The organism is Bacteroides sp. 519 (assembly GCF_010500955.1).
In the GTDB taxonomy this organism is placed as follows: domain Bacteria; phylum Bacteroidota; class Bacteroidia; order Bacteroidales; family Bacteroidaceae; genus Bacteroides.
This window is the reverse complement of sequence record NZ_QVMJ01000024.1, coordinates 95339-114171: the sequence shown is the minus strand read 5'-3', so window position 1 is coordinate 114171 and position 18833 is coordinate 95339. Positions and strand designations below refer to the sequence as shown.

Sequence of the window (18833 nt, the reverse complement as noted above, 5' to 3'; positions counted from 1 at the left end):
CTCGACTGGGGGATATGATGATGTATTTATATATGTGGTGGTGATATTTCTATTTCTCTGTTGAGAAAGAATATGGGGTATCTGCCGCTTGTGTGCCTCTTATTGTATTTGGTGTGGGTGACATTTCGTAAACGATATTAGCCCCTTTCAATAAATCTTCGTGTGTAAAGTAGTTTTTAGAATGATTCTTTCCATTTAGTTTAACCGATTTTACATACCGGTTTGCTTTGTTGTTATTTAAAGATTTTATTGTAATGGATTTACCGTTTTCTAATTGTACTTTCATACTTTTAAATAGTGGCGATCCTAGTATATACTCGTTTGTACCGGGACATACCGGATAGAATCCCATAGAAGAGAATACATACCAGGCCGATGTTTGTCCGTTATCCTCATCGCCGCAATATGCATCAGGATTAGGATTGTACAGTTTTTCCATAATCTCGCGTGCCCAGTATTGTGCTTTCCAGGGCTGACCGGAATAGTTATACATATAAATCATGTGTTGTATTGGCTGATTGCCATGTGCATACTGCCCCATATCCATTACCTGCATTTCGCGCATTTCGTGTATTACCCCACGGCTGTTAAGCCCCAGGTGGCTGGGAATCACAAATACGGAATCCATCATCTGATTAAAATCTTGTTGTCCGCCCATGGTGTTAATCAACCCCTGAGGATCGTGGAATACACAAAAACTCCAATGCCAGCTATTGCCTTCGCAGAACTCACCGCTCCAGTCTTCGGGTTTAAAGGTAGGATTAAAGGTTCCGTTATCTTCACGTCCGCCCATCAATTTATGTTTGGGATTATATACGTTCTTATAGTTGAAAGCATGTTTTTTGTACTGCGCCAGTTCGGCTTCGGATTTTCCTAGTGCCTGCCCCAGTTTATAGATGGCCCAATCGTTATATGCATACTCAAGTGTGCGAGCCACATTTTGTCCCACTCCTACATTATTGGGGATATAGCCTAGTTTGTTATAATACTCGTATCCAACTCTTCCCGAGGCTGTGCCTTTAAGATGATCGTTGGCCCCACGGGTTACGGCTTTCCAGAGTTCTTCTATTTCGTATCCTTTTAATCCTTTAATAAATGCGTCGGTTACTACGGATGCAGAATTCTGACCAATCATAATATTGCGGTGACCGGGACTTCCCCATTCTGGTAAAAAGTCACTTTCTTTGTAAGCATTCACCAAACCGGCCTGAATTTTCTCGTTCATTGAAGGATATACCAAATTCAGGAAGGGGAATAAACACCTGAAAGTATCCCAGAAACCAGTATCGGTAAACATATAGCCCGGCAATACCTGTCCATTAAACGGACTGTAATGCACCACTTCGCCTTTGGCATCAATCTCGTAGAAACTGCGTGGAAATTGTACCGAGCGATACAGGCAGGAATAGAATGTACGGAGATTATCCACATTGTCATCTTCTACCGTAATTTTACCTAATACCTGATTCCATTCATTCCTGCCTTTTTGTGTCAACTTGTCAAAAGTATCTGTACCTAACTCTTTTAAATTTAATTCTGCCTGTTCGTGACTGATAAATGATGAAGCTACCCGTGCATGAACAACTTCTCCTCTTTGGGTTTGGAAACCGATAATTGCAATAGTATGATCTCTCTGTTCTTCATTACTATTCATTATAATCTTATTATCACCAACAATTGCTTTATAAGTAAATGGTTTATCAAACTCTACCACAAAATAGTTTCTGAAATTTTGCGGTACACCACCACTATTACGAGTGGTATAACCAATAATTTTGTTTTCTTCGGGAACTATCTTAATATACGATCCCCTGTCAAAAGCATCGACTATAACATACGAATCGTTTTCCGGAAAGGTAAAACGAAACATGGCTGCTCGCTGTGTAGGAGTTATCTCTGTAGTTACATCATGATCGGCCAGATAAACTTTATAATAATATGGTTTGGCTACCTCGGCCTTGTGCGAGAACCAGCTGGCACGGGTATCCTGGTCGTATGCAATTGCTCCACTTATAGGCATAATAGAGAACTGACCATAATCGTTCATCCAGGGACTTGGCTGATGGGTTTGTTTAAACCCTCTGATTTTATCGGCTGTATACGTGTACATCCATCCGTCGCCCATTTTTCCTGTTTGTGGCGACCAAAAGTTCATTCCCCAGGGCCGAGCTATTACAGGATAATTGTTTCCTGTGGATAGTTCGAACTTGGAAAGGGTTCCGGTGAGTGGGTTTACATAATCTACCGGTTCTAAATTTGTTTGTGCAACTGCTGCTAATGCCAGCATAGAAAACCCAAACAAAAGCATCTTCTTTTTGTTAATCATGATTTCTATTAAATTTTATACAAAAACAGTTTGTCTTAATTGTTATTCATTGTTTTCAATTTCTTGCTCATAAGGAAGTATATTAGTGTAAGCAAATGTAGAGGAAAGATTAAGAAACTAAAATAAACCAGTATTGTTATTTGTTCTGTGGCGGTAATGTTTACTGTATTGGCACTATTGTTTACTCTTGGGCAAAAGATTTTATGTACATTTACCACATTAATTGTTTCCTGAAAAAATCTTGTTGATAACAAAAACATCTGGTTCCATGATAAACATTTCCGCCACCAGCCGTAAACACTACTACTTTTTAGTATTGCTGCTTGCCACATTGTGCCATCCTGTGTATAGCTACAATTTACGCAAGATAACCAATATGGAAAACCTTTCTAACAACTCTGTTACATCTTTGTGTCAGGACAAGAAAGGAAATCTTTGGATAGGAACATGCGATGGATTAAACATGTATAATGGCTACAAAGTTTCACCTTATCAGTCGGCTAACCCAGATCAGGCTTTATCGGGCACATTGATCGATAAAATAACCAATACCGAAAATCACACATTGTGGCTGCAAACTTACTATGGAGTAGACAAATTTAATATGCAGCAACAAAGTATTGAAAAATATAGTAGTTTTACTAAAAGACTATTCACTGAAAAAGACAACCGTAATTATTTCTATATCATTCAAAAAGACAGTTGTATTTTTATAAATAATCCTTCTGATGATTCGTTTACCCAACAGCCTGTACCCAATCTTGTTTTTAATAATATTCTCTCCTTTTTTATTGATACAAACAATATTATCCGGATTATTAATAAAGATGGTACTTCGCTCAATTATGGTACACAAACAAACAATGAAGGTAATATTGTATTGAATGCCGTAAAAGGATATCAGCATACCTCCTCTATTTCTTATGCTTTCAGCAATGAAGATGGAAGCCTATTTATTGATAACATCTATAATTTATATGAATATAATACAGAAAAACAAAAAGTAAACTTTGTTATAAACATAAAGGAACTTTGTGCCGGAAATGGTTCAATATCATCGGTTATTAAATTTCATGATGATTATTTTATCGGATTTACCACGGATGGCCTATACCGGCTAAAAAGTAATATTTATGGATATACAACAGAAAAAATACAGATTAACAGTGGAGTTTTTTGCCTGCTTAAGGACCGGTTTCAGAACATTGTTTGGATTGGAACCGATGGACAAGGAGTTTACTCGTATTTCAACGACACCTACTCAATCCGTTCTACCCTGTTCAGTAGTTTCACATCCCGGATAAATCGTCCGGTACGAGCTATTTATAAAGATAAAGAAAACACCCTTTGGCTGGGCAGCAAAGGAGATGGCATTACCAAAGTGTTTAATCACAATGTTGACAAAAACATTTCCGATTGCAAAACAGAACAGATTACGGTAAATAACAGTGTTTTATGGGATAATGCTGTTTATTCTTTTGCCGAAAGCCAGAAAAAAATTCTATGGATTGGCACTGAAGAAGGTTTGAATTACTATTCTTCAACAGAAAAGCAAGTAAAAAGAGCAATGCTTATAGACCAGGATACACCTGTTAAATACATACACCATATATATGAACAAGATTCTGTTTTGTGGGTGGCAAGTGTGGGTATGGGAATTATAAAAGCAAAAATAAACTGGCAGGGAAATACACCTGTCTTAAAAGTAATAAAACGATTTCTGATAAATGATGGCGATATTTCATCGAATTATTTTTTCTCTTTCTTTGTTGATGGTGAAAAACTGTGGATTGCCAACAGAGGGTCGGGAGTTTTTATACTGAACACCCGCACAGATGAACTGGAAAATATTACATTCAATACTAACACCCTGAACGAGATTTATTCAATAACCAAAGATAGTGAGAATAATTATTTGATAGGAACAAGTGCGGGCCTCATTAAATACAGAAGCAAGAGCGATTACAAGATTATAAACAATTTCTTTGGGTTTTCCAGCAATATTATTCATTGTATTTTGGCAGAGGAAAATGATACTTTTTGGTTAAGTACAAATAACGGAGTTGTTAATTATAACAGTAAAGATGATTCTTTCCGGAAATACAATCATCTGGACGGATTGGAAGTTTTTGAATTTGCTGATGGAGCTTGTTTTTCTGAAAATCACTGTTTATACTTCGGAGGAACAAATGGTTTTCTTTCAATTATCGAAAACACTGATTACAGAGCTAATGAATATACTCCTCCTATTTATTTTACAGGTCTTACAATTTTCGGACAAGAGCACATCATTTCAGACTATCTTTCTGTGCAAAACAACATTGAGGTATTAACACTTAACCACAATCAGAATTTCTTTTCCATAACATTCAATGCCATCGATTTTTTGAACGGAGGCAACTACAACTATCAGTATAAGTTTACCCAAATCAGTTCACAGTGGGTAAATAACGGAAATTCAGGTTCTATATCACTTACTAACTTTACTCCGGGCGAATACACCTTGTTGGTGAAGTATCATAACATGGCTATTGGTAAGGAAAGCCCTGTTCATCAAATTCAAATCAAAATACTTCCACCCTGGTATAAAACCACTCTGGCTTATACTTTCTATTGGCTCTTGGTGGTATGTTTGGTTGCTCTGGGAGTTAGATTTATTGTTATTCGCGAAAAGAAGAAAAAGGTTAAAGCATTAAGAATTATAGAACAGAAGCACAAAGAAGATGTATATGAATCTAAATTGCGTTTCTTTACCAACATTGCGCACGAGTTTTGTACACCACTTACATTAATATATGGGCCCTGTAACAGAATATTAAGCCTGAAAAACACAGATAAATCGGTTGTGAAATACACGCAAATTATACAACAGAATGCCGAACGATTGAATCAGCTGATACAGGATTTGATTGAATTCCGGCGGATTGAAACCGGTCACAAAAACATCTGTGTGGAGAAAATAGAAATCAGTAAACTGATTGAGTATATAAAAAATGCCTTTACCCACTTGGCCGAATCCAGAAATATACAGATGGAATGTTATGCCAGCCCGGATATTTCCTGGAATTCCGATAAAGAATTCTTGACTACTATTATTACAAACCTGTTATCTAATGCCTTTAAGTATACACCCAACAATGGTAACATTTATATCAATGTTGAAAAAAACGAGAAAGAAATGCGAATAATCGTATCGAACTCCGGAAAAGGTATCAGACAGGAAGATATTTCTAAAATATTTGACCGTTACACTGTATTGGAGAATTTCGAAAACCAGGAACAATCTAATTTATCATCGCGTAATGGACTGGGTTTAGCTATTTCCAACAACATGGTTGGCTTGTTAGGTGGAAAAATAGAAATAAAGAGTACTTTGAACGAATATACTCATTTTATTGTTAAACTGCCTTTTGTTCATAACGAACAAAGTGAACAAAGAGAAATAAAAGCCCAAACATTTCCTGATATTAAACATATCATTTCCGAAACTAAAGATACAATTGTTCCGTCAAGTATTAATGAGATAAAACCTACATTATTAATTATTGATGATGAGCCTGAAATTTTATGGTTGATCAGAGACATTTTTAATGATGATTTTAATGTTATCACTGCCGAAAATACGACTAACGCCTTCGGCTTTTTGAAAGACATTTATCCGGATATTATAATATGCGATATTATGATGACTACCATGGACGGAATAACTTTTACCAAACACATAAAGAACAACCCGGAAACAGCACATATTCCTTTAGTACTTATCTCGGCAAAGCACGAAATGGAAAAACAGATTGAAGGAATGGATGCCGGAGCCGAATTATATATCACCAAACCGTTTAATACAGAGTTTCTGAAAACGTCTGTCAAACAGCTTCTTTCTAGGAGAAAAACACTCAAGGATTATTTTGCGTCTCCTAAAAGTGCTTATGATCTTAACAACGGAAAATTGAAGCACAAAGAACACAAAAAACTAATCAAGGAGATTCTTGATATTATCAATAAAAATATTCAGAATAAGGATTTGAATGTAGATTTTATTGCAAATGAGATGAATATCAGTTCGCGAAGCTTATACCGTAAAATGAAAGAGATAAGTGATAAAAGTATTGCAGATATGATTCGGGATTGTAGGTTACATATAACCAAGGATTTATTAACAAAGTCAAAACTTACTGTTGATGAAATAGCTTTTAAATCGGGGTTTGCTAACAAGGTGAGTTTTTATAAAGCCTTTGCTAAGGTATATGGTTGTACACCGGGGGAGTATAGAGAGCAAAATAAGTTTTAGTTCTATTCTTTATGTTTATGTGCAATAACTCCCAAATCGTTCAGCCCCACCAACACACTATCTTGCATTAGCGAAACTACTTTAAAAGTAAACCTGTGCGGGTTAACAAGCGGAGAAGCATCCAAAGTCAGCGAACTCTCATATAATCCACTTATGCCATTTCCTAACCATCTGCCGTTTTCGTCGGCAATTTGAAATTGCAGTGTGTCGGTTTTCCACACCATACTATCCGGAAAGTTATGCTTAACAGCTATCAGCAGGTTTTGGTAATTATACTCTGTACGGTTTCTTACCAGAATATCAAAAACATATAACCCTGGGGTAGAATCGTTAACTAACGAATCGTTTACAGCCAGATGAAATAAAAGAGTATCACTCTTCTTCCAACCATCTCGTGTAAAGTGGTGATAAGAGTGATACATTATATGATTTTCACAGGCAACCATGAAAACACAAAGAAAGAGTAAACAGATTTTCTTTACTAAACTCATTCCTTACGATCCTTATTCTCTGGTTTATTTCTGTTATTGTTATTATTATTGTTTTGCCTGTTCCGGTTCCGGTCGTTTCTATGCTTTTGTTGTCCATTTTGCTGACGAGGTTCCTGTTGGCGAGATTCCTGTTGGCGCCTTTCCTGTCGTGGCTCTTGCTGACGAGCCTCTTGCTGTTGGTTTTGGCCATTCGGATTGGTTCTTTTCTTTTTCTTCTTTTTATTTCCGTTTCCATTTTCGCCACCCGGCTTGTTTCGTTTATCAAAGCGGGTAAGACTTTCCTGTTCCAGCAGGTCAATAGGCTGTTTGGGTTCCGGTTTTCTTTCGGCTTCCAGCAAGCTATCGGGTCTGATTCCTTTGCGGTTCAGTCCGATTATTTCGAAAGCCCGTTTACCACTGATGGTAACAAGGTTAGCAGGAATTTGTTTATCAGTAGAATATGTTATTTGGTTAGCCAGAATATCTGCCTTGAAGAAATAGAACGAACCATCTTTTGTTTCCAGTTCAATCTCGCGCGAAGGCAATCTTTTCTGAGCTTCCACATAGCAATCAATCTCGTAGTTGAGGCAACATTTCAGTTTAGCGCACTGTCCGGCCAGCTTTTGGGGATTCAGTGATATATCTTGATACCTTGCTGCACTGGTGGATACAGATACAAAGCTGGTCATCCAGGCAGCACAACAAAGCTCGCGTCCACAAGGACCAATACCACCAATACGTCCTGCTTCCTGGCGTGCTCCGATTTGTTTCATCTCAATACGTACCTTGAACACCTCTGCCAGTACCTTAATCAGTTGGCGAAAGTCTACACGCTCATCCGCAATATAATAAAAGATAGCTTTATTGCCGTCTCCCTGATATTCAACGTCACCAATCTTCATGGCCAGATTAAGACTTGCAGCAATTTGGCGGGAACGAATCATAGTTTCGTGTTCCTTAGCTTTTGCCTCGTCGTATTTTTCCATATCTACCGGTTTTGCTTTGCGGTAAATACGTTTAATTTCAACATCCGGTTTCAGATTTGCTTTTCGCATCTGTAGCGGAACCAATCTTCCGGTAAGGGTTATTTCACCAATATCGTGTCCTGGTGTAGCTTCTACAGCAACAATATCCCCTTTCTCCAACGGTATACGGTTACTGTTGCGAAAATATCCTTTGCGGGTATTTTTGAATTGTACTTCTACCATATCGCTTTCCTCGGCATTACCGGGGATATCCGCCAGCCAGTCGTACGTATTCAGTTTCTTATCTTGTCGCGAGCAACCTTTGCAACAAAGGCTACCACTTCCGTTATGTAGTTTATATTCCATATATTATAGTAGTTAGTAGTTAGTAGCTAGTAGCTAGTAGCTAGAAGAACAGAATCTACTAACTACTAACTACTAACTACTAGCTACTGTTTTAACAATACAATCATTTTTAGTGCGAAATCAAAAAACACCATTTTGGCATTCACGTTCTGTTGAATATGTTTTTCGGCTTCGCTAAGTTCCTCCATTAGTTGCATAACATTCCGTTCGTTAATAAACGGGGCAAAGCGGGTTGCAAAGTTGTTCTCGTCTGTTGTCATGTAAACTAATTCGGGTTTATGCAGGTTGAAGATGAAGTTCTCCCTTATCATGCGCTGGCAGTAGTCGAGCAAATTCTTTTGCCGTTCACGGCCCATGCCGGCTACCTGTTCGCTCCACAGTTTCATCTCCCTTATTTTCCGTTGATACGATAAGCGCATAAGGCTTACAAAAAGATCGAAGAAAAGTTGTTTCTCTTCGTTCAGATGGATGGTTTCCATCGCTTTGATGAAGTTTCCATTTGCCAGATGAGCAATAGAATAGCTTTCCTTTGCGTCTATTCCATATTTGTTTTGCATAATCTGTGCAATGCTTTCATCATCAATTTTCTTCATGTTGAGGCGTTGTGTACGGCTCAGTATGGTTGTCAGAATCATATCCGGCGCCTCTGCAATCAGAAGAAAAATAGTTTTTGCGGGTGGCTCTTCCAGCAATTTCAAAAGTTTGTTGGCACAAACCGGATGCATTTTCTCGGCCAGCCATACAATTACAAACTTATAGTCTCCCTCGCTCGATTTAAGATTGAGTTTGCGAATAATCTCATCACTCTCTTTGGCATAAATAATGGCCTGTGAGTTTTCGGCATCAATTTCGTTTAGCCAATGCCCCAGGTTAAAATAAGGATTGTTGATAACAAAAGGCCGCCACTCGGCAATATAATCGTCGCAAACCTCTTTCTTACCTTTGGCACTTTTAATAATTGGGAAAACAAAATGTACATCAGGGTGCACCAGCTTGTTGAACTTTGTACACGATGGACATTGTCCGCAAGCATCTGTTTCGCCCCGGTTTTGGCAGTTAATATAACGCGCATAAGCTATGGCAACAGGCAATTTGCCAATCCCCTCGGGTCCGCAGATTAGTTGTGCATGCGGAATACGGCCTTCGCGAACTTCCTGAATAAGCCGTTGCTTTACTGTGTCTTGTCCAATTACATCCCTGAAAAACATATCAATAGATTGCTTTAGCTACTTCTTTAATACTGTCAACAGCCGATATGGAATAGAAGTGAATACTTGGTACTCCATGTGCCATCAGGTCTTTACACTGCTGGATACACCATTCAATGCCAACCTGTTTGCAATCCTCATCGGTTTTGCATTTCATTACTTCCCGCGTAAGCTCTTCCGGTAAATCAACTTTAAAAGTTTTCGGAAGCATGGTTAAATGCGAAAGCCTCTTGAAAGGTTTAATCCCAGGTATAATGGGTACGGTAATCCCTGCATTGCGTGCTTTGTTCACAAAATCAAAATACTTTTGATTGTCGTAAAACAATTGGGTAACTGCATATTCGGCCCCCAACTCTATTTTTTGCTTCAGCCAATGAATATCGGTATCAATGTTGGGCGATTCTTCATGCTTTTCGGGGTAACAAGCCACTCCATACGAGAAGGGCGTATTGGTTACCTGCATTTCCGATCCGTCAACAAATATTCCGTTATTAAAATTATTGATTTGTTTTTGCAGATCAATAGCATTGCGATGCCCATCTTTCTCTGGTGTAAAGGCAGACTCATGTTTTGCCTTATCGCCACGAAGAACAAGTAAATCAGTTATTCCAAGAAACTGAAGATCGAGCAATACATATTCTGTTTCTTCTTCCGAGAAACCACTACATAATAAATGCGGTACTACCGTAATATTATATTTATTCTGAATTGCAGCTGCCACAGCTACCGTGCCGGGACGCCGCCGAAGCCTGTTTCGCTGAAATATTCCGTTACCAAGGTCGTTATACACATATTCGCTGCGGTGAGTAGTGATATTGATGTATTTCGGATCAAACTCTTGCAGTGCATCAATGGTTTTGTATAATTTCTCAATCCCTGTTCCTTTCAGGGGAGGCAATATTTCGTATGAAAAAGCTGTTTTATTGGTGTTGTTTATTAAATCAATTACCTTCATATTGCTTTATGTTGCCCACTTTTGTTGTAAACTACGGGCATAATGCAACAAAAGTACAAAAAAAGCTTTTAATTTCCGTTTAAAGTTGGTGGTTACTATTGCTTTTTATAATTATTATTTTTGTTAGACACATAATCGAATATTTTTATCTAAGTTTGTAACAGGTGTTTTATAAATAATTCAATATGATAGAACAAGTTATTATACGAAACTATAAATCCATACGAGAACTGAGGCTTCCTCTCAATAAATTAAATGTTTTGATTGGTGCTAATGGGGTAGGTAAAAGTAATTTCATTTCATTCTTTGAGTTAACAAAAGCAATATACGAACAACGTTTTGGCAGTTACACATTAACAAAAGGTGGTATTGACAGTTTGTTGTATCATGGGCGTAAAATATCTGAAAACATTCAGGGATTAATTGATTTCGATAATAACAATGCGTTCTTTTTTCAATTGAAGCCTACGCAATCAAATAAGGGTTATATAGAAGAAACCGGAGACTTTTTTAACTATGATCATAATAAAGAGAAAGATTATTCTTCTTGGGATCGAACTCAATGGGATAACGCTGTCGAGGAATCCAATCTGATTAATAGTTCCAAATGGCGGGCATCCTACTTGAAGAAATATTTGAGTAGTTTTACTGTATATCATTTTCATGACACCAGTTTTTCATCTCCGATGAGAGGAAGCAGTGAAATAGACGATAATGAGTATTTAAGGAGCAATGGATCAAATTTAGCCGCATATCTTTATAAATTAGAGAAAACAGATGAAAAAGCATTTAGATTAATTGAAGGGGTAACTCGTTCTATTGCTCCTTATTTCAAAAAATTTAATTTGAAGCCAGACCCAATAACTCCCAATAAAATAAATCTTGAGTGGGAAGAAGTCGATTCTGATATGTATCTTAATGGTTATAGCTTTTCTGATGGTACCATACGCTTTATAGCTCTGGCTACATTGTTGTTGCAACCCAATTTACCCGAAATTATAATTATTGATGAGCCCGAATTAGGACTTCATCCAGTTGCGATCAACAAATTTTCAGCTTTAGTAAAAAAGGCATCTCAAACCAGTCAGGTTATAATTTCAACTCAATCAACCAATCTTGTTAACTGTTTTGAGGCAAATGATGTAATTGTTGTAAACAGAGAAAATAATCAATCTGTATTTAAACACCTTTCTATTGAAGATTTGTCTGTTTGGATAAATGATTATGAATACTCACTTGGCGAAATCTGGGAGAAGAACCTTATAGGAGGGCAATTATGAGAAGATTATATATTGTTGTTGAAGGACAAACCGAGCAGGAATTTATAAATGAAACTTTGGCACCGTACTTACAGACTCATAATATATACAGTGTTATTCCTATTCTTATTAATACAAGTAAAACTGGTAAAGGGGGATTTGTAAACTTTCTGCATCTGGAGAAAACAATAAATGGTTTATTAAAACCATCTGAGAAGAATGATTTCTTAGTAACAACTTTTGTTGATTTCTTCCGTATCCCTAATAATATGCCTGATTATGAGTTGTGTATGTCAAAGAAAACAAGAGAAGAGCAAATTGCTGCTTTGGAACATTGTATGGCAGCAAAAATAAACGACAGAAGATTCATTCCCTATATACAGCTCCATGAATTTGAGGCGTTACTTTTTTCGCATAACAAAGGATTTGAATATTATTATAATGAAATAGTGTGGATTGAGACTGAAAAAATAGTAAATAGTTTTTGTAATCCGGAAGAAATAAATACTACACCAGAAGGTGCACCATCAAAGCGGCTTCTGGCAATAAATAACAACTACAATAAGGTTATTGAAGGAAATTTAATAGCTTTGGAAATAGGGATTCAGAATATTATGAATAAATGCACAAGATTTAGTGCTTGGGTTGATAAGTTAATTATCGAATGTAAATCGTAGTGTCATAGCCTTCACCACACGAAAATAAAAAAACTTTCCATCAGCATCCTTTCTGTATACTTATTTCACGACCGTCAAATGTATCAAAAAAAGAAAAACAACTCAGCTACCCCTCGTTATACGCGCTGTGGAGCCTATTTTATAGGCAATTTTCAAAATGCTGCATTTTACATTTGCGAAATGCTGCATTTCGTTTAATCAAAATGCTGCATTTCGAAAGAGTGAAATGCAGCATTTTGAAATCACGAAATGCAGCATAAAAAACAGTAGTGATTTATGAATGGATGAAAATTTACATATTCATCAGTCTTTCTTCTTTCTGAAACTATCCGGGTAAGTAACTGGATAAACAATTTCGTTATTTGCCTGCCGTATCCATGATTTAAAAGTCCGGGTTCCCTCGTACATTTCGATTACTCGCGCACCATTCGGAATATTATTGTAAACCGTATTGCCACCCGAGTATCTGCCGTAGGCAAGCAAGACGTCTTTCCACATTACTGCATAATCGTTGTCGTGATCGTGTCCAACAAAAATACCCATAACATCACCCGATAGCCTCATGGCTGCAAATATGCCGGTATTTATTTTAGGAGAACATTCTCTCTCCATTTTTTTACCAACCATAATAACATTGTCTTGGGTCATGGCCTCGTTGTATTCGGGTACAGGAATATGGAAAAATGCCAGTGCCGGCAATGGAGTATTGTTGTTTTTTTCGGTATATTGTTTACTTTGGTTTAAATACCAGTTTACCTGATTGAACGAAAACCAGCCATAGCCACCTATCTCTTTGGGTTGAGCATACGAGTTTGAATCGAGGCAATAAAGTAAAGCCGCATCCTGTTTACTATCGGATGCCTGAAGAGGCAATACAAAATCGAAGGTATCAATGTATTCGGGCATCAGGTTATACGGTACAGTTCTTATCACATCGTATAGCTGCCGACGGCTCATATTGTGTTCGTCATCGTGGTTTCCAAAAGTAACCACATAAGGTATTTTGTGGTTGGCCACTTGTTGCAGCACAACACGCATGGCTGTATCGGCAGGTGGAGCATAAATTACATCTCCGGTAAAGATAACCAGATTGGGTTTCTCTGCTTCCAGCACTTCGTTAATGCGTTCTAAAGCAATATCCGAAGCCGGATTTTTGTATTTAAAATGTACATCGGTAAATTGTACAATTTTGAATTTACCCTCTTTAGTAAACTTCAATGTTTTGGGTGTTTGTGCTGATGCATTGAATGCAACAACAAAAAGCATGGAAAATGCGATCCATGCAGCTTTTAATGATCTGTTCATAAGAGATTTGTTTAAGGGTTATATCTTATCTTTTTTCAATTAATACAGTTGCGTAAGCAGCTATACCTTCTTGCCGGCCGGTAAATCCAAGTTTCTCGGTTGTAGTTGCTTTTATGGAAATATCTTCGGTATCGATACCCATAACCTCGGCTAAAGCAGATTGCATTGCAGGGATGTGTGGGTTTAATTTGGGTTGTTCGGCACAGATGGTCGAGTCAATGTTACCAATACCATAGCCTTTTTCTGTGAGTAATTTAACAACATCTTTAAGCAGTATTTTACTGTCGATGTTTTTAAAAGCGCCAGCTGTATCGGGGAAATGATAACCAATATCGCGCATGTTGGCAGCTCCAAGCAAAGCATCACAAATGGCATGTATCAGTACATCGGCATCCGAGTGCCCCAGTAAGCCCTTTTCATAGTCTATCTTTATGCCACCCAGCCACAAATCGCGTTCTTCAGCAAACTTGTGCACATCAAACCCAAATCCTACACGTATATTCATAACATTTACTTTTTAACTTTACCTCACTCTACCTCCTTTACCTAATATAAAAATCAAGAAGTTTTTGTTCTTCCAGATATCCCTTCAAATGTTGTCCTTTCGAAACCGGACCAACTCCGGCAGGTGTACCGGTAAAAATTAAATCACCTATTTTCAGTGTAACAAACCGGCTTACGTAGTGAATAATGTAATCAATCTTAAAAAGCATATCGCCTGTATAGCCGCGTTGTACTTCTTTTTCATCAATTGTTAAACTGAAGTTTAATTGCTGAAGATCCGGATAATTACTAACTGATACAAATTTACCCAGTACAGCCGAATTATCGAACGCTTTAGACAGTTCCCAAGGTTTGCCCTGACTGCGCAACTCTGTTTGTCGTTCGCGGGCTGTAAAGTCAATGCCCACAGTAACAGCATCATAGTAGCGACTGGCATAACGTTCGGCAATGTTTTTTCCTAAACGGTTTATGCGTACTACCAGTTCTGTTTCGTAGTGAATAACTTCGTCTTTACCCACATAAGCGCCTATTTGGGAGAAATCCGGAATATAAAACGGCTTTCCATCTTTCAGGATGGCCGAATCGGGTTTCATGAAAATAACAGGTTCTTCGTTAACTAATGTATGACCCAGTTCTTTGTTGTGAAGGTCATAATTCATTCCAACGGCAATAATTTTCATTTATCGTCCTGATTAAAATTTAAACGGTTAAACATCACAGCCAGATGCGCATATAGAGAAGTGTTTTGCACTACAATATTCTCGGGTACACGAATACGGAAAGGAGTAAAATTCCAAACCGCCTTAACGCCACCTGCAATCATTGTATCTGTTATCTGTTGGGCAATCTCAATAGGCACAGTCAGCACTCCGATGTTTACATTGTATTCTTTCATTTTCTCGGCAAACTCATCCGAATGAAAAATAGGGATACCATTTATACTGGTTCCTACTTTTGATGGATTAACATCGAATGCTGCTACTATTTCCAAACCAAAATGCGCCAAACCAGAGTCGCCCAGTAAAGCGCCTCCCAAACTACCCACACCAAAAAGAAAGGCTTTATGAATGTTGGTAAAGCCTAGAAAATCTTCCAGAACCCGAATCAACGAATCCACTTCGTAGCCCACGCGTGTGCGTCCGGATACATTTACGTACGATAAGTCTTTAGCTATTTGCGAAGCATCGATATTGATTTCTTTAGAAATTTGTGTGGAAGATACGAACTTCTCGCCCCTTTTCTTTAGCAGCTTTACATTCGATAAATACCAGGGGAGCCTGCGTAAAGTAGGTTCCGGTACTTTCGTGTCGGCTTTATGTCGTATCTCATTACTCATGGCAGCCTGATGGTTGGATTAGTGATTTTAATTGCTGACAAATGTACATCTTTTTTTTTGGAAATGCAGTTTTATAATTTGATTTTCTGTACCTGAAAACGTCTACCCTTTTTTTTGTTTGCATAAAACTTTTATATTAACTTTCCACCATTATTTCACAAACAAATACAAAAACAGATTTTTGAAATGAAAAAAGCAATGTTACTTGTAGCATGTATAATGCTATGTGTTGGTGCAATCAATGCGCAAGATCTTACTGTAGGGAGTTATAATGTACGCTACAACAACCAGGATGATGCCCAGAAAGGCAACGGTTGGAACAAGCGATGCCCAGTAATAGTAAACCTCATACAATTTAACGACTTTGATATTGTTGGTGCACAAGAGGTTCTACACAATCAGCTGGGAGATTTATTAAACGGATTGCCCGAATACATGCATGTTGGAGTAGGCCGCGACGATGGAAAAACAGAAGGAGAGTATGCACCGATATTTTATAAAAAAGATCGTTTTAAACTGTTAAGCTCGGGCCATTTCTGGCTGGCCGAACAAACCGATCATCCCAATAAAGGATGGGATGCTGCCCTGCCTCGTATATGTACCTGGGCACAGTTCCGGGATAAGAAAAAGAAGAAAAAGATATGGTTCTTCAATCTACACATGGATCATGTAGGAGTAGAGGCTCGCAGACAGAGTGCCAAACTTGTATTACAGAAAATTAAAGAGATGTGTGGCAAAGATGCTGTAATATTAACTGGCGATTTTAATGTAGATCAAACCCACAAAAGCTATGAATTGCTTGCAAACTCGGATATCCTATCCGACTCTTATGTCAAAGCTCGTATACGCTACGAATTAAATGGCACATTCAATGCCTTTAAAGCAAACCAGATGACAAACAGCCGGATTGATCATATTTTTGTTTCGGATAAGTTTGTTGTTGACCGCTATGGTATACTTACCGATAGCTATCGCACACCTAAAGATAGTTCGGTGCAATTACAGGTGGGTGATTTTCCAAAAGAGGTATTCTCTATGGAAGCTGATGTTCGAATGCCATCGGATCATTACCCGGTAAAGGTTTTGTTGAATTATAGGTGATGATGAGTTTCCAGAGTAATCGGAACATATACCCCTCTCCAATATGCTTTTAAACAGGTTCTATGTTTTTTTAGAAATGAAACACTATATTTGTATTAAATTAAGTTTCATTTAATAGAGAGAAAGAGTGACTATGACAACAAAAAAGAAAGTAACCCGTATAGAGGGTAGTGAAGATTTTCCTAAATCCACAAAAACATTTGTGCCAACGGCCGAAGCAAAAAGTAAAGCTACTAATTTGCGTGTAATAGCAGGTGTTTTATGGTTTTTAGCAATAGCAGCACAAGTAGGTGCTATTATTATGGTGTTAAGACCACCTGTTGTAATGTTGTGGGTTATTGTACTGATTGTTATTGATTTAATTCTGGCAATAACCGGTGGTATCCTATGGAAAAAATCAAACCGACTAGATCCGGCTTTGGAGAAGAATAAATTTAAGTTCTTTATGCAAAGCCAGTTAGGAATGGTAATAGCAGTAATTGCGTTTTTACCACTAGTGGTTGTGATATTAACCAGCAAAAATCTGGATGGTAAACAAAAAGGTATTCTGGGTGCAATTGCCGGTGTAGCACTACTTATTGCCGGAGTGGTAGGAACAGATTTCAATCCGCCCTCGGTAGAACAATATACCGAAGAAGCCAACCGTGTAGAATGGCTAAACGGAGGTGTAGACAATGTGTACTGGACCAAATCGGGAAAAGTATATCACCTGTATAACGACTGTTCGTATATTAACACCTCGCGTACCGACGAGATATTTGAAGGTACTGTTGCTGGTGCACACGAGCATAAAAACATTACCAGTTTGTGTAACCGTTGCGAAAGCCGTGCTATCAAAGAACGCGAGCTCAATGAGAGCGAATATGTAAGCACGCGCGAAACAACAGAGACAGCACCCGAAGAATAATTTGTTGCCAGGAGGTGTCTGGTTTATCTATTATTTTGTACTTTTGCCCCCGTAAACAAACCTTATCATAAACACTAATCTTTAATTACCTGATTATGAAGCCAACTTTATTTGTACTTGCTGCCGGAATGGGCAGCCGTTATGGAGGTCTTAAACAATTAGATGGACTTGGCCCTAATGGCGAAACAATAATGGACTACTCTATATTCGATGCTATCCGTGGAGGATTTGGTAAAGTAGTTTTTGTTATCCGTAAGGACTTTGAACAGGATTTCCGCGAAAAAATCATAAGTAAATATGAAAACCATATTCCTGTAGAAGTTGTATTCCAAGCATTAGATACTCTTCCGGCAGGTTTTACTGTACCCGAAGGCCGTGTAAAACCATGGGGTACTAACCATGCCGTACTTATGGGAAAAGATGTTATTAAAGAACCGTTTGCTGTAATCAATGCCGACGATTTTTATGGTCGTGATAGCTTCGCTGTATTAGGCAAAGCTCTTGCCGAAATGACTGGTAAGCAAAACGATTATTGCATGATTGGCTACCGTGTAGGTAACACCTTAAGCGAAAGCGGATCTGTTGCCCGTGGTGTATGCGAAACCGATGCCGATGGTTACTTAACCGGTGTTGTTGAACGTACTGCCATTGAGCGCATCGACGGTAAAGTATCGTTCACCGACGAAAATGGTACCCTGATTACTATCGACGATAACACTCCGGTATCTATGAATATGTGGGGCTTCACTCCCGACTATTTCGAATATTCGGAAAAAGATTTCATCGAATTCCTGAAAGAAAACAAAGACAACCTGAAAAGCGAATACTTCATTCCATTGATGGTAAACAAACTTGTAAACAATGGCACTGCCCGCGTAAAAGTGTTGGATACTACTTCTAAATGGTTTGGCGTAACTTACGCTGCCGACCGTCAAGGTGTAGTTGATAAGATTCAGGCGCTGGTTGATGCTGGTGAGTATCCAGAGAAATTGTTCTAAATAAAAAGATTGAATAAAAAGAAATAGAGCCCGGAACAACATTAATTTGTTGTCCGGGCTTTTTGGTTATTCTTTTTTAACCGCAGAGTACGCGGAGTTTCGCAGAGTTTAAGATTCAATGCTGCATAGAAATTAAAAACTCCGCGTTAATCCGCGAAACTCTGC

The 18833-nt window shown here is 38.1% G+C and carries 14 protein-coding genes and 1 pseudogene; 6 read left to right on the top strand and 9 right to left on the bottom strand.

Translation table 11 applies throughout. The features are described from left to right. Window positions 1-49 precede the first annotated feature (49 nt). On the bottom strand, window positions 50-2308 hold the full coding sequence (locus D0T85_RS17525; RefSeq protein ID WP_239060760.1) for a GH92 family glycosyl hydrolase: 2259 nt from the start codon (window positions 2306-2308) through the stop codon (window positions 50-52). 286 nt (window positions 2309-2594) lie between these two features. Between D0T85_RS17525 and D0T85_RS17520 the strand changes: the two genes are divergently transcribed. Beyond that, window positions 2595-6617, top strand: coding sequence for a two-component regulator propeller domain-containing protein (locus D0T85_RS17520; RefSeq protein ID WP_163214822.1), 4023 nt, complete (start codon window positions 2595-2597; stop codon window positions 6615-6617). 2 nt (window positions 6618-6619) lie between these two features. Here D0T85_RS17520 and D0T85_RS17515 read toward each other — a convergent pair whose 3' ends face one another. From D0T85_RS17515 to metF, 4 genes and pseudogenes are all read right to left on the bottom strand, one after another. Then, window positions 6620-7108, bottom strand: a complete 489-nt coding sequence (locus tag D0T85_RS17515) for a gliding motility lipoprotein GldH (RefSeq protein WP_163214821.1) — start codon at window positions 7106-7108, stop codon at window positions 6620-6622. A gap of 5 nt (window positions 7109-7113) precedes the next feature. Then, window positions 7114-8418: pseudogene (locus D0T85_RS17510) on the bottom strand (stage 0 sporulation family protein); the annotation flags it as partial. Window positions 8419-8501: 83 nt separating this feature from the next. Then, window positions 8502-9626: a DNA polymerase III subunit gene (locus D0T85_RS17505; RefSeq protein WP_163214819.1), complete on the bottom strand. Its 1125-nt coding sequence runs from the start codon at window positions 9624-9626 to the stop codon at window positions 8502-8504. Between the two features lies 1 nt (window position 9627). Beyond that, on the bottom strand, window positions 9628-10581 hold the full coding sequence (metF, locus tag D0T85_RS17500; RefSeq protein ID WP_163214818.1) for a methylenetetrahydrofolate reductase [NAD(P)H]: 954 nt from the start codon (window positions 10579-10581) through the stop codon (window positions 9628-9630). A gap of 185 nt (window positions 10582-10766) precedes the next feature. Between metF and D0T85_RS17495 the strand changes: the two genes are divergently transcribed. Both D0T85_RS17495 and D0T85_RS17490 read left to right on the top strand, forming a co-directional pair. Continuing rightward, window positions 10767-11861 (top strand): AAA family ATPase, encoded by a 1095-nt coding sequence (locus D0T85_RS17495; RefSeq protein WP_163214817.1) that lies wholly within the window; start codon window positions 10767-10769, stop codon window positions 11859-11861. Then, the gene (locus D0T85_RS17490; RefSeq protein WP_163214816.1) at window positions 11858-12517 is read left to right on the top strand and encodes a DUF4276 family protein; all 660 of its coding nucleotides are present in this window, start codon (window positions 11858-11860) and stop codon (window positions 12515-12517) included. Before D0T85_RS17495 ends, D0T85_RS17490 begins: the two co-directional genes overlap by 4 nt. Before the next feature lie 303 nt (window positions 12518-12820). Here the strand turns inward: D0T85_RS17490 and D0T85_RS17485 are convergent, their stop codons facing one another. Genes D0T85_RS17485 through D0T85_RS17470 form a run of 4 tightly spaced genes read right to left on the bottom strand, consistent with a single transcriptional unit; the run spans window position 12821 to window position 15662 of the window. Continuing rightward, entirely contained in the window at window positions 12821-13822 is a 1002-nt protein-coding gene (locus D0T85_RS17485; RefSeq protein ID WP_163214815.1) for a metallophosphoesterase family protein, read from the bottom strand. A 25-nt stretch (window positions 13823-13847) separates the two neighbouring features. After that, on the bottom strand, window positions 13848-14327 hold the full coding sequence (ispF, locus tag D0T85_RS17480) for a 2-C-methyl-D-erythritol 2,4-cyclodiphosphate synthase (RefSeq protein ID WP_163214814.1): 480 nt from the start codon (window positions 14325-14327) through the stop codon (window positions 13848-13850). Window positions 14328-14364: 37 nt separating this feature from the next. After that, window positions 14365-15006 (bottom strand): fumarylacetoacetate hydrolase family protein, encoded by a 642-nt coding sequence (locus D0T85_RS17475; protein ID WP_163214813.1) that lies wholly within the window; start codon window positions 15004-15006, stop codon window positions 14365-14367. Continuing rightward, the gene (locus tag D0T85_RS17470) at window positions 15003-15662 is read right to left on the bottom strand and encodes a redox-sensing transcriptional repressor Rex (protein ID WP_163214812.1); all 660 of its coding nucleotides are present in this window, start codon (window positions 15660-15662) and stop codon (window positions 15003-15005) included. The genes D0T85_RS17475 and D0T85_RS17470 overlap by 4 nt, the downstream gene beginning before the upstream one ends. A 186-nt stretch (window positions 15663-15848) precedes the next feature. Between D0T85_RS17470 and D0T85_RS17465 the strand changes: the two genes are divergently transcribed. The 3 genes from D0T85_RS17465 (at window position 15849) to D0T85_RS17455 (ending at window position 18668) form a co-directional block, all read left to right on the top strand. After that, entirely contained in the window at window positions 15849-16763 is a 915-nt protein-coding gene (locus D0T85_RS17465; RefSeq protein WP_163214811.1) for an endonuclease/exonuclease/phosphatase family protein, read from the top strand. Between the two features lie 133 nt (window positions 16764-16896). Further along, entirely contained in the window at window positions 16897-17670 is a 774-nt protein-coding gene (locus D0T85_RS17460; RefSeq protein WP_163214810.1) for a hypothetical protein, read from the top strand. A gap of 95 nt (window positions 17671-17765) precedes the next feature. After that, entirely contained in the window at window positions 17766-18668 is a 903-nt protein-coding gene (locus tag D0T85_RS17455; RefSeq protein WP_163214809.1) for a sugar phosphate nucleotidyltransferase, read from the top strand. Window positions 18669-18833 lie beyond the last annotated feature (165 nt).

Coding starts and splice junctions, on each gene's coding strand:
- D0T85_RS17520 (WP_163214822.1), top strand. CDS start 2,595: ATGATAAACATTTCCGCCACCAGCCGTAAACACTACTACTTTTTAGTA.
- D0T85_RS17465 (WP_163214811.1), top strand. CDS start 15,849: ATGAAAAAAGCAATGTTACTTGTAGCATGTATAATGCTATGTGTTGGT.
- metF (WP_163214818.1), bottom strand. CDS start 10,581: ATGAAGGTAATTGATTTAATAAACAACACCAATAAAACAGCTTTTTCA.
- D0T85_RS17470 (WP_163214812.1), bottom strand. CDS start 15,662: ATGAGTAATGAGATACGACATAAAGCCGACACGAAAGTACCGGAACCT.
- D0T85_RS17455 (WP_163214809.1), top strand. CDS start 17,766: ATGAAGCCAACTTTATTTGTACTTGCTGCCGGAATGGGCAGCCGTTAT.
- D0T85_RS17485 (WP_163214815.1), bottom strand. CDS start 13,822: ATGAACAGATCATTAAAAGCTGCATGGATCGCATTTTCCATGCTTTTT.
- D0T85_RS17505 (WP_163214819.1), bottom strand. CDS start 9,626: ATGTTTTTCAGGGATGTAATTGGACAAGACACAGTAAAGCAACGGCTT.
- D0T85_RS17495 (WP_163214817.1), top strand. CDS start 10,767: ATGATAGAACAAGTTATTATACGAAACTATAAATCCATACGAGAACTG.
- D0T85_RS17515 (WP_163214821.1), bottom strand. CDS start 7,108: ATGAGTTTAGTAAAGAAAATCTGTTTACTCTTTCTTTGTGTTTTCATG.
- D0T85_RS17525 (WP_239060760.1), bottom strand. CDS start 2,308: ATGCTTTTGTTTGGGTTTTCTATGCTGGCATTAGCAGCAGTTGCACAA.
- D0T85_RS17460 (WP_163214810.1), top strand. CDS start 16,897: ATGACAACAAAAAAGAAAGTAACCCGTATAGAGGGTAGTGAAGATTTT.
- ispF (WP_163214814.1), bottom strand. CDS start 14,327: ATGAATATACGTGTAGGATTTGGGTTTGATGTGCACAAGTTTGCTGAA.
- D0T85_RS17475 (WP_163214813.1), bottom strand. CDS start 15,006: ATGAAAATTATTGCCGTTGGAATGAATTATGACCTTCACAACAAAGAA.
- D0T85_RS17490 (WP_163214816.1), top strand. CDS start 11,858: ATGAGAAGATTATATATTGTTGTTGAAGGACAAACCGAGCAGGAATTT.